10 protein-coding genes and 3 pseudogenes are annotated in these 11,234 nt (G+C 68.9%); 12 read left to right on the top strand and 1 reads right to left on the bottom strand.

The genetic code is table 11. The features are described 5' to 3' along the window. Nucleotides 1–115 precede the first annotated feature (115 nt). The 3 genes and pseudogenes from mobF to ACFC09_RS45175 all read left to right on the top strand — a co-directional run. Nucleotides 116–910 (top strand): annotated as a pseudogene (gene mobF, locus ACFC09_RS45185) (MobF family relaxase); the annotation flags it as partial. 160 nt (nt 911–1,070) lie between these two features. After that, nucleotides 1,071–2,069 (top strand): hypothetical protein, encoded by a 999-nt coding sequence (locus ACFC09_RS45180; protein ID WP_376538893.1) that lies wholly within the window; start codon nt 1,071–1,073, stop codon nt 2,067–2,069. A 480-nt stretch (nt 2,070–2,549) separates the two neighbouring features. After that, nucleotides 2,550–3,599, top strand: a complete 1,050-nt coding sequence (locus tag ACFC09_RS45175) for a replication-relaxation family protein (protein ID WP_376538891.1) — start codon at nt 2,550–2,552, stop codon at nt 3,597–3,599. 58 nt (nt 3,600–3,657) lie between these two features. Here ACFC09_RS45175 and ACFC09_RS45170 read toward each other — a convergent pair whose 3' ends face one another. Beyond that, nucleotides 3,658–4,365, bottom strand: coding sequence for a hypothetical protein (locus ACFC09_RS45170; protein ID WP_376538889.1), 708 nt, complete (start codon nt 4,363–4,365; stop codon nt 3,658–3,660). Between the two features lie 244 nt (nt 4,366–4,609). Between ACFC09_RS45170 and ACFC09_RS45165 the strand changes: the two are divergent. The 9 genes and pseudogenes from ACFC09_RS45165 to ltrA all read left to right on the top strand — a co-directional run bounded on the left by ACFC09_RS45165 (nt 4,610) and on the right by ltrA (nt 11,086). Next, a pseudogene (locus ACFC09_RS45165) lies at nt 4,610–4,885 on the top strand (hypothetical protein). After that, nucleotides 4,845–5,395 (top strand): annotated as a pseudogene (locus tag ACFC09_RS45160) (DUF6879 family protein). Before ACFC09_RS45165 ends, ACFC09_RS45160 begins: the two co-directional pseudogenes overlap by 41 nt. Before the next feature lie 8 nt (nt 5,396–5,403). Continuing rightward, nucleotides 5,404–6,252 (top strand): helix-turn-helix domain-containing protein, encoded by an 849-nt coding sequence (locus ACFC09_RS45155; protein WP_376538887.1) that lies wholly within the window; start codon nt 5,404–5,406, stop codon nt 6,250–6,252. A gap of 44 nt (nt 6,253–6,296) precedes the next feature. Then, nucleotides 6,297–6,530, top strand: coding sequence for a hypothetical protein (locus tag ACFC09_RS45150; RefSeq protein ID WP_376538885.1), 234 nt, complete (start codon nt 6,297–6,299; stop codon nt 6,528–6,530). A 44-nt stretch (nt 6,531–6,574) separates the two neighbouring features. Next, complete coding sequence (locus tag ACFC09_RS45145; protein ID WP_376538883.1) at nt 6,575–6,985, top strand: DUF6415 family natural product biosynthesis protein; 411 nt, start codon at nt 6,575–6,577, stop codon at nt 6,983–6,985. Nucleotides 6,986–7,165: 180 nt separating this feature from the next. Continuing rightward, complete coding sequence (locus tag ACFC09_RS45140; protein WP_376538881.1) at nt 7,166–7,435, top strand: hypothetical protein; 270 nt, start codon at nt 7,166–7,168, stop codon at nt 7,433–7,435. Continuing rightward, nucleotides 7,432–7,809: a hypothetical protein gene (locus tag ACFC09_RS45135; RefSeq protein WP_376538879.1), complete on the top strand. Its 378-nt coding sequence runs from the start codon at nt 7,432–7,434 to the stop codon at nt 7,807–7,809. Before ACFC09_RS45140 ends, ACFC09_RS45135 begins: the two co-directional genes overlap by 4 nt. After that, the gene (locus tag ACFC09_RS45130; RefSeq protein WP_376538877.1) at nt 7,806–9,056 is read left to right on the top strand and encodes a hypothetical protein; all 1,251 of its coding nucleotides are present in this window, start codon (nt 7,806–7,808) and stop codon (nt 9,054–9,056) included. The genes ACFC09_RS45135 and ACFC09_RS45130 overlap by 4 nt, the downstream gene beginning before the upstream one ends. 776 nt (nt 9,057–9,832) lie before the next feature. Continuing rightward, complete coding sequence (gene ltrA, locus ACFC09_RS45125) at nt 9,833–11,086, top strand: group II intron reverse transcriptase/maturase (protein ID WP_376538875.1); 1,254 nt, start codon at nt 9,833–9,835, stop codon at nt 11,084–11,086. The last annotated feature ends 148 nt before the right edge of the window (nt 11,087–11,234 follow it).

Genomic DNA, 11,234 nt, shown 5'->3' with positions numbered 1-11,234 from the left:
TGACCGACAAACCCAGACACCCGGCGGCCCTCCGCGACCACCGGGCACCCAGCCCTGCCCACACCCACCCTGACCAGGCCATATTTACGCGTCAGGGCAGTGTGGCGTGGTCTCCATGATGGATATCGCGCTGATCACTGCCGGGCAGATGTACCGCTATTACCTGCGCCAGGTCGTCGTCGGTGACGGCCGCCGCCCGGCCCGCACGCCACTCGTCCAGGCGCAGGAAGAGGCCGGGGTCCCGGCTGGGCGCTGGATGGGCCGGGGCCTTGCCGTCCTCGGCCTGGCGGCGGGCGACGTCGTCACCGAGGCGCAGCTGCGCAACCTCTTCGGCGAGGGCCGGCACCCGCATGCCGACCGGATCGAGGCCGACCAGCTCGCCGCCGGGAAGAAGCCCGCGGCCGCGCGCCGGGCCGGGGCGCTCGGGCGGCGGGTGAAGGTCACCGGGTTCGATCTGGTCTTCCGCCCGCAGCCGACCCTCACCCTCCTGTGGGCGCTCGGTGATGAGGTGACACGGCGGGCGATCGAGGCCGCACACGAGCGGGCTATCGCGGCCGTGCTCGCCTGGATCGAGGACGAGGCAGCGATCATCCGCGTCGGCGCGCAGGGCGTCTACAAGGTCCGCCCGGTGCACGGTCTGGTGGCCGCGCGGTTCCGCCACTACGAGGCGCGCTCCGGGATGCCGCTCCTGCACGACCATCTCCTTCTGTCCGTCAAAGCCCAGCGCCCTGATGGCAAGTGGGGCTCGGCGCACTCCGAGGTCCTGTTCGAGAATGCGGTGACCGCCTCCGCGCTCTACAACGAAGTCGTGATGGCTGAGGCGTGTGAGGCGCTGGGGCTGGCGTCCGAGCCGCGGACCGTTACCGTCGGGCGCCGCCCGGTCTTGGACGTTGCCGGGGTGCCGCACGAGCTGATCCGCTGGACCGCACGGCGCAGCGACCAGATCGCCGCCTGCCTTGAGGACCTGGAGCACGAGTACGTCACCGCCGTCGACGACGACGGCGAGCTGCGGTTCCTGCCTGCGGTCTCCCGAGCGGGCCCGCGCCAAGCTGAACCGGATCGCCGCGAGGATGACGCGACCGCCGAAGCAGAAGGCCCGCCCGCTCGCGCAGCTGCGCGCGTGGTGGAAGGCGAGCGCGATCCTCACCTCCGGTGTCGCCGCCGACGTCATCAACTCCCTCCTCGAGTACGCCCGCGCCGCAGCAGCCGCGATCCGGGCCCGGGTCGCCGCTGTGGTCGACGTCGCCATGGCGGCCGTCGACGTCGCCGCGACGGTGTTCGTGATGAACGGCGGCGGCCGGTTCCACCGCCGGCACCTGCTCGCCGAAGCCCGCCGCCGCCTCGCCCCCGTCCTGCGCGGCCGCCGCCGCGAGCCGGGCCTGGACGAGAGAATCGTGGACGCCGCGCTCGCCACGTACTGCGTGGACATCAGCGAGCCGAAGACGCTGCGCGGCCGGATGCCCGCCTACCGCCTCTACACTGCCCGCTGGTCACTGGCCGACCTCACCTCCGACCACCGCCTGCCGACCACTACCCCGGACCGGCGGCCCCCTGCCGACCCGGACACACCGGCCGCGCCCCCGCCCTCGGGTCCGGAGCCGGGGGAGTGGGAGATACCCCGCGTACCGTTGCAGTACGAGCGGGCCGTCCTCGCCGGCACGGCGGTCCGCGCGAAGCTGAACGCCACCGTCGCCGCGCGCGGCCGGGCATACGACGTCGCCCGGCACCAGCAGGCGGCGGTGCCCGAGCAGCTGCTCGCGCCCGAGTCGGCCGACCCCGAGCACAGCGGCCAGGAGCAGGAGACCGGCCGACAGGAAGCGGTCGACCTGACGGCGCTGCGGGCCCTGCGGAAGTCCCGCACGGACGTGGAAGCCCTCGATCTCACGGCCGAGCGCCTGCGCCACCTCGGGGACGCCTTCACCGCGGCGGCCGACCTGGCCCGCGCCACGATGGACCGCTACGCCGACCGGGAAGACACCGGCGGGCCGCGTCAGGTGCGTGAGGACGACCAGCAGGCGCACCGCCCGCAGCAACCCGGTGTGCATCGCGGCCGGAGCGCCGGCCACTGAGTGCACTCGATGCCGCACACCCGATCGGTCAAACTTCGTTGACAATGGATCAATTTTCGCTGTCACGGGACCGCGCCTGCCGGGTGATCACGGGTCGGTAACGGCGCTCAGTTGTCCCGTGACACGCGATCTTCCTCGACCGGCAGGCGCTGACCTGCGATGAGGAATTTTGAGTGGCGAAGGTCTGCTGCCGGAGCCACCAGAACGCGGTCGGCGGGAGGCGGGAGGCGGGCTTGGAAAATCAATCTTGCCGATTCCGTAAGAGAGCAGCTCATCTCCTGTGGCGTCTGGATCAACTGACGCGAGTCAAGGAACCGTGCAGTCAGAAACAACCTGTCGAGCAAGATCCACTGACAAGAAGGAAGATCCCTTGTCACAGGACATCAGTGGAGTGTCACACCGTCGACTTTCGCCACACCTCTACCAGGTGACGGGGGATTCCATCCGGACCCCCGCGCCACCTGCCTGAGGAGCTTCGTCATGACGTACGCCAGCAGCGCCCGGCAGCCGGAGCCGCGCCCGACCTGGTCAAGGGGTACTGAACGGCCTCCGGGCGGCCCGGAATCCAGTGCCGTGAAGGGTGCCGCGAACGATTCCAACGTCGTGCCTATCACTGCAGCTCACACCGTCCGCCAGGGGGTCTCCCGGCACGCTGACACCTCTCTCCCTTCCCCTGAGACGTCGGCGAAGGGGAAGAAGTCCGCTCCGGCCGGGAAGGTGCGGGCTGATGCGCTGCGGATGCTGGGGTGCGTGCGGATAGCCACGGTGCGGCAGATGGCTGAGGTGATCACGGTGGAGGGTCGGGACGGCCGGTCGTACGTGCGCAGGGCGATGAAGAAGCTGGCGGAGCTGGGGCTGGCGGAGACGAACGGCAAGGCGGGCAGGCTCCCGATCTGGAACCTGACTCCGGCGGGGCAGAAGGCTCTTGCCGATGGCAACGAGCTGCCTCCCCGGCCGAAGGCCGGCACCGGAGCGAAGGCCGTTCGAGCCGGGTTCGGTCCGCACGGCGTCGCGGTGACGGACATGATCCTCGCCTTCGGAGGCCGGGACCATCTGACCGACTGGCAGGTGGAGGTGAACCACGCCGTCAAGGAGACCGGCCTGAGCTTCAACACCGACGCCGTCCTCGCGTTGCCGACCAAGACCGGCGAGGTGCGCCTCTTCGAACTCGACAACGGCACCATGTCCCAGGCCCGGCTCGCCAAGGAGGTCTGGGACTACGAGCGCTACGCCGGGCGCCGTGTCCGGGAAGGCGCCCGCGACACGATCGGCGGGACGTTCCCGTTCTGGCAGCGCCACCGCTACACCCGCTCCCGGACCTTCCCGCGGCTGCATGTGGTCCTGGTGGGCAAGGAGGAGCACCTGCTCGACAACCGCCTCCAGGCGCTCGCCCACGACGTGAAGGGCATCACCGCTGCGGTCTGGGTGAACACTCTGCCCCGGCTCCAGCGGGGCGAGCCCTGGTACGAGGTCGGCGTCGACGACCCGGACCGGCGCCGCCAGCGCTACCCCGAGCCCGCAGGCCGCTGAAGTCCGGGCCGGGCAAGCCCTCCGCGCGAGGGGGCCTGCCCGGCGCCCGGCGACCGGGCTACGCCATGGCGGCGGCCACGGTCTCCAGGACGGCGCGCTGCTGCGGGTCGACCGGGACGTCCAGCTGGCGCAGCGAGCGCAGCGTGGTGCCTTCGGCGCACAGCCTGCACAGTTCGATCACCGGCATCGGGCCGGCGCCGACCAGGGTGTGCGAGGAAGAACTCTCGTAGACGGGCCGGTAGCAGCCGGGGCACAGGCGGCAGTCCTTGAGTTCGTCCGCCGGCGGCGCGTCCGGACCGAGCAGCGGCACGATCCGCAGGAGGTTCTCCCCGGCTTCGGCCCACAGCCCCATCGGCCGTTCCGCGCTCCGCTCGAAGACGACGTCGCCGTCCGGGCCTTCGCTGGTGCGGACCCGGGCCAGCGTGCCGACGCCTTCCTCGGGGTGGTTCGGTATGAGCGCCAGGACGGTCCTGTGCCCAGGCCCCTCGGCCGCGCCGAAGACGTGGCCACGCCCGGCCGCGAGGGCCGCGCCCACCTCGGCCAGCCCCTGGCCGCCGTCGTCGTTGCGCAGGCGCAGCGGCCACGAGGCCGGAACGCCGTCGATCTCGGCAGGGGAGGAGGTGATCAGGATGCCGTTGCCGGACTGGCGGACGTCCAGGTGCTGTATTCCCTCGGTGGAGTGGTACGCGGTGCCGAACCACTCCTGGGCTCGCTGGTCGCTCTCGCCCCGTGGGCGGCGCGGCTTGTGCTGCTTGTGACGTCCCATGCTGTGCCTCGCAGACTTGACCCTGTGCGCGGGCCGATCGGTCCGCTGAACCCACAACCGGCAGCCCACCGGCCCCAGCACGCCACGGTCCCGTCGGCCACCCGTCCGGCCCGCCCGGCTGTCGCTTTCGGCGCGCTGCTGACCGTACGAGGGAACGAGCCGGCCCCGGTCTTGACCGAAGGCGCCGGTGCGCGGGACGGTCATCGCGCAACTAAGCGCAACCGACTCGACACGGGAGTACGCGATGACGTTACGGTTCGTCGGGATCGACCCGAACACCGGAGGCGAGGGCTCACCGACGGTGTGGGTGGAAGAGGAAAGCTCGGATCTGGTCTTCCAGGGTGAAGAGGCCGACGCACTCCTCAAGGCCGAGGTCGGCTCCGCCTAGTGGGTGCCCGGCCACAAGGTCGGGATCCCCCCGCACGAGCGGGTGATCCGGATTCCGGCGCACATGGTGTCGATCGTGAGGGAGGCGTGCGATGCGGCGGAACGAGCTGCTGAACAGCGCGACGTTCGCTGACCTCCTCGTGGCCACCCACCACAGCGCCGTCCATGTGGAGATGCGCGACGTCTACGCGGTGGGCGATGAAGCCGACGACTTCGAAGACTTCCTGCGTACCGGCGTCCCGAACCTCGATCGGGCCCGCTCGTTCTGGCCGCAGTGGATGCCGCTAGTTCAGGAGGCAGTCGCGCGCGGCGTGGTGATGCGCCGCGCCCGGATCATCTCCGAGCCGGTCACCGACTACATCCGCTACGAGCATGCCATCACCCCGCTCAACCTCCAGGCCGGAGAGGACGTGCGCTGGCTGCCCCGCCGTCATGCGAGCGACATCGCGCTGCCCGGCAACGACTTCTGGCTCCTGGACGGCGGGCTCGTGCAGTTCCACCACTTCACCGGAACCGGCGACTGGGCGACGGACGGAAGGAACGCGCCGACGACCCAGCCGCCGTCGCGCTGTGCGCCGCGGCGTTCGAGGCGGTATGGGAGCGCGGCGTCCCGCACGAGAAGTACACCGTCCAGGCCCCCTGAGCAGCCCCGTGACCGTCTCCCCATCCTCCAGCGCGCAGGCCGCCCGCGAAGCGCTCGCCGTGCGGCTTACGCACCTGCGTAAGGACGCCGGCCTCACCGGGAAAGAACTCTTCGCCCGGTGCGGCTGGCACCCTGCGAAGACCACCCGCATCCAGAAGGGCGACGCCCCGCCCTCGGACACCGACATCCGCACCTGGTGCTCGGTGTGCGGCGCCGACGACCAGGCCGGCGACCTCATCGCCACCGCCCGCGCGGTCGACTCGATGTACCTGGAGTGGCGCCGCCTGCACCAGGGCGGCATGCGCAAGGTCCAGCAGGACTGGAACACCCTGCACGAACGGACCCGCGTCTGCCGGGTCTACGTCTCCAACGTGCCGCCGGGCTTCTTCCAGACCCCCGGCTTCGCCACCGCCGTCATGGAGCAGATCACCACCTTCCAGGGCACGCCGAACGACGTCGCCGAAGCGGTCGCGGCCCGCATCGCACGCTCCCGGTTCCTCTACGAGGGCGGCCACCGCTACGTCGTCCTCATGGAAGAGTCCGTCCTGCGCTACCGCACCGCCGGCCTCGAGGCGATGCGCGGACAGCTGCGCCACCTCCTGACGGTGATGCCGCTCTTCTCGGTTTCGCTGGGGATCATCCCTTTCACCGCGCAGCGCACCGTGTGGCCGCTGGAGGCGTTCTACCTCCACGATGACGTCCAGGCCGTAGTGGAGACTCTGACAGCGGAGATCAAGGTCAAGCAGCCGCGCGAGGTCGCCGACTATGCGAGGGCGTTCGCCGGCCTCGCGGAGATGGCCGTGTACGGCGACGCCGCGCGTGCCCTGATTCATGACGCGATCGACGCCCTGGAGTGAACCTCCGCAATTCTCCGCAACTTCGTTGAGGGCGCGACCCGCTGATGCGTAGCGTCGAAGGCACCGACGGACCACCAGCCGGAGCGGCGGGGCCGCATGCGTGCACACACCGATTCCACCACCCCCGAGCCGGGGGCCACGGCCTCCAGCCGCCTGCCTACGGCGTTCCCTCCCCGGCCCTGCTGGCCTGCGCGGACCGCGGCTTCGCCCGGTTCCTCGCCCAGCGGACCAAGGACCAGGACGACGGGGCCGACGGCGGCGAGGACACCCAGCGGTGACCGCCGGCCACCCGCGCGACGACGCCCCAGTAGCGAGGCCCGCCATGCACACCAGCAGCCACACGGTCCTGTACGACCCCACCGGCCTGATCGAGGCGCAGCTCCCGCTCGACCGGGAACCGTACGAGTGCCTCGTCAAGGCCGTCCTCGCGTGGACGGGCGAGGACACGCTCGCGACACGCGACTACGAGCAGATCGGCCTCCAGCTGACCGGCCACGCCCGCGCGGTCGCCGCCGATGTCCGGCGCCGCGCGGGCCAGCTGCCCAAGGACAGCGGGCCCCGGGCGCTCGCCGACGTCGTCCTGCGCGAGGCGGACGGCCGACTGTCCGTGACGATCGAGGGCACCGTGCGCTGCGTCCAGAACCGCGCCCGCCTCGTCCGCGCCCTCTACGAACGCCTGGACCGGCTGGAGGCCGCACTCGCCCCCGAGCGGGTTGCACCGAGCGACGGCTGAACGGTCCGGGGTGACAGTGGCATGGGCCTGAACTCTGCAGGTCAGGTGTGGAACACACCCTTTGGTGATCACCCTGTGTGGTGCAGCGCGGGCCCGTTGTCGGTGGTGCCTGTCAGGATGGGCCGTTACGCGAGATTCGCTTCGAGGGGGAGGCTTTTCATGCCTTGGGTAAGGGAGTACGTGCGTTCTGACGGGACACTGGTTCGGGCGCATTCGCGGTGGGCGGCGGGCGCGCGGCGGGAGATGGCGATTTTAGGGTTCATCGTGCTGGCGGTGGTGGGGTTAGGCAACGGGAACATCGCTGCGGGCGGCGGGCAGGTTCCGCGGCCGCATTCGACGGTGAAGTATCCGATCCGGTTCGACACGGCCCCGGCGCCGCGTGTGCAGCCGCGGCCGCAGCCGACGGTGTCCTACCCCATCAAGTTCCCGTCGCTGAAGGACGCGCGGTGAGCCGGCGGCGGGGTAAGCGGCAGCGGCAGCGGGACGCGCAGTTGCTCGGGCTGCTCCTGGCGGTGGGCACGGGCATCGCGGTGGTGGTGGCGGTGGTGCACTGGTTGCTGGTGCACTGGTGGGTGCTGGTCGTGGTCCTGGTCCTCGCCGTGTTCGCGGGAGCGGGCTGGCTGTGCAGGCGTCAGGAGGCGGCGGCCTGGGAGCGGGTGATGAGGCTCCATGAATGTCCCCACCGGCTGCTTGGAGGTTCCTCAGACCTGCTCGCCGCGATTCCCCACCTGCAGCAAGTTGTGGACCGGTACCGCTCGGGCGGGACCAGCTGTTGCTGTGCCGCGGAGGCTGTGTCAGTGCCTCCTGCGATCCTTCTTCGATGATCAACGAGTACGAGAAGCTGCTGGCGGGGCTGGACGATGTGGACTGGGCCAGCCTGTCCCACGCCTACGAGTCGGCGCATGACGTTCCAGGGCACATACGCTCCCTGTGCGGGAGCGACGACGAGGCGCGCAAGCAAGCGTTCAGCAGCCTGTTCAGCAGCATTTTTCATCAGGGCAGCCGCTATTCCGCCTCTCCGGTCGCCGTGCCGTTCCTCGCGAGGATCGCTCTCGCGGGCCCTGCGGCCGCCCGCGAGGACACGATGTGGCTGCTCACCCGCCTGGCTGTGGACTGGCACGACGAGTACGAGGTGACCACCGGCATCAACGTGGCCGGATGGCGTGCGGCCGCGGCGGAGGTCGGACCGGAGGAGCTCCTGCCGTGGTACGAGGAGCAGATGGCCGCCGCGACGGATGCCGACCAGCGCGCACAACTGCAGGAAATACGGGACTGGGTGGCCGCCGGCAACTCGCCCGACTCCCGGTGGTCGGCACTCCAGTCATACGACGCCGTCCTGGCCGAACTCCCCGGCCTTCTCGCCCTGCTCGACGACGATGACGCACGACTGCGGACCCGGATCGCCTACCTCCTGGCCTGGTTTCCCGAATTCTCCACCACCTCCCTGCCCCGCCTCCTCGCCCTTGCCGCACACGAGAAGGACCCGGTCACCGCAGCCACCGCACTGCTCGCCGCCAGCCTCGTCGGACCTTCCTCCACGGCCGAGGACATCACCCCGTACCTGGATGCCACAGATCCGCTGATGCGGTGGGCCGCGGCCACCGCCCTCATCCGCCTCGCCGGCCTCGACGGAACCCCTGTCGGCCCCGGCCTGCTCAGCCGGGCTGTCACGGAACTCACCGCAGCTGCCCGCAGCCCGTTCGATTGCGTAACCGACTACTGCGAGGGCGACCTTTTCGGCCACATCGAGCGCACCCTGCACGCCCTGCCGCCCGGCTCGGACCCGGCCGCCGTGCGCGAGGCGCTCGACGCGTGCCTGCCCCGTATCGTCTGGGACTGCTTCGGGTCCCGCACTCGCAGGGCGATCGAGGAGCTCTTTCCCGTTTCTCAGCCGCACCCCGCACCCCGCTACACCGACCTGACAGCGGCGCAGCAGCAGCTGTTGGGCGATCTCGCCGGCCACCGGCACGCCTGGCTCATCCGCTCGTCCGCAGACCGGCTGCGGGACCTCGGCCTTCCCCACACGCAGGAAGCCCTGCAGTCCTTCGTCGGAGCGCACCGCACCGCCTGAAGCACCGCAGCACCACGCAGCGAGCGAAGGAGTGCTCAGGACGTAAAGGCGGCACGGCTACTCAGCCCGACACGCACGCTGAACAAGCAGGCGACTCCTGCTGGCCACCTGTGAGGCGCTCGTTCCGTTCCTCACTCAGTTGAGAAGCGGAGCACGTGAGGCATCGAGCAGCCCTGGCCGTTTTCAAAGATCCTGTGTGCCACGAATGCGAAAGGAACCGTATGTAGGAACAGTTCTGGAAGCAATGCTGTGCAAGTCATGAAGGTCTGGCCCTTCGGAGCCGCCCTGCGGGGGGAGGCTTCAAACCACCACATGCTGCGAAAGCGGTGACGCGATCGTGGTGAGCGATGTGGAGAAGGCGCCCGAGAGGTGTCAGGTGGGGATCAGGAAGACGAACGCAAGTGAACCACTGCTGAAGTGTCGTTATTGAAATCGAAGTGGCATCAAAACTGGGCCCACGGGATTGGGTCTGGGATAAGCCTGACGGGTGCCCGTCTATTGGTCAGGTGATGCCCGGCACGGAGGTGGCGTGAGCCTGGTCTGCTGGTCTTGCACGGAACGTGGGAAGGCACGCTTCGACACTGCCGCCCCCGAGAGGGCGGCGAGAGGGAGCGCCCTGAGCGGCTGAACCGCGAGGGGCTGAGTACCGGCGCGGAGCGTGCTGGCGGACCGGCCCGTAGTAGTGCTGAAGCCCCTGTAACGGGGGCGGAGCGAAGGGGCCGGGTCATCCGTGGCTGTGTGTGTCTGGTCAACCGGACATCCTCCGGGAGGAGCCGATGGACAAGCTGAAGTCACCGAACAAGTCGTTCGAGATCTCCAAGTGGGAAGTACTGGGGGCGTATCGGGAGGTCAAGAGGAATCAAGGGGCGCCAGGGTTGGACGGGCAGTCCATCGAGGACTTCGAGGTCGACTTGAAGGGCAACCTTTACAAGATCTGGAATCGAATGTCCTCGGGGACGTACTTCCCTCCTCCGGTGCGTGCGGTGGAGATTCCGAAACAGCATGGCGGCGGCACGAGAATGCTGGGCATTCCCACTGTTGCTGATCGTGTGGCGCAAACCGTGGTGGCCAGGCATCTGGGAATCCGCGTGGAGCCTGTCTTTCACGAGGATTCCTATGGATATCGGCCGAGACGGTCTGCGCTGGATGCGGTAGAGCGATGCCGGCGGCGGTGTTGGGGGAAGGACTGGGTGATCGATCTCGACATCCAGAAGTTCTTCGACAGCGTCCGCTGGGACCTCATCGTCAAGGCCGTGGAAGCTCACACCGACGCCGTTTGGGTGAAGTTGTATGTTGATCGGTGGCTCCGAGCGCCGCTTCAACTACCCGACGGCACCTTGCAGAAGCGGGACCGTGGAACCCCTCAGGGATCGGCGGTCTCGCCCGTGCTGGCGAACCTGTTCATGCACTACGCGTTCGATACGTGGCTCACCCGGACGTATCCGGGCGTCGAGTTCGAACGGTATGCGGATGACGCAGTCGTGCACTGCGTCAGTGAGCGCCAGGCCCGCGAGGTCCTGGCCGCACTCGCGAACAGAATGGGCGACGTCGGGCTGCGGCTGCATCCCGACAAGACCCGGATCGTGTACTGCAAGGACGGCAAGCGGCGCGGCTCCTACGAGCACACGTCGTTCACCTTCCTCGGGTTCACCTTCCGAGCCCGCGGGGCGCGGAACAGGAACGGTACGAACTTCACCGGCTTTCTGCCCGCGATCAGCAAGGACGCCCAGAAGAAGATCAGCACGGAGATCCGCTCGTGGCGGCTCCACCGGCAGATCCACCTCACCTTCTTCGACCTCGCACGACGCATCAACCCGATCGTGCGGGGCTGGATGAACTACTACGGGGTGTTCTACCGCTCCGAACTGCATCCCCTCCTCCATCGCATCAACACCTACCTGATGCGTTGGATCAGGAAGAAGTATCGGCGGTTCAGTTCGTTCAAAAAGGCTCATGCGTGCTGGCAGCGAATCACCCGCCAGCATCCGAGGCTCTTCGCCCACTGGGCGGTGACCACGAGAGTCTGGTGATCAGGATGACAAGAGCCGTGTGAAGCGAGAGGTTCACGCACGGTTCTGATCGAGCGTGCGACACGAAGTCGCACGAAGCGAGTGAATTGCACTGAAAGGAGGATCAGAGGTGTTGATGGTGTAATTCCGGGCCAGTGTCCACAGGCCC

The organism is Streptomyces sp. NPDC056161 (assembly GCF_042268025.1).
Taxonomy (GTDB): Bacteria; Actinomycetota; Actinomycetes; order Streptomycetales; family Streptomycetaceae; genus Streptomyces.
The sequence above is the reverse complement of the archived record's forward strand: the minus strand, read 5'-3'. Positions and strand labels throughout refer to the sequence as shown.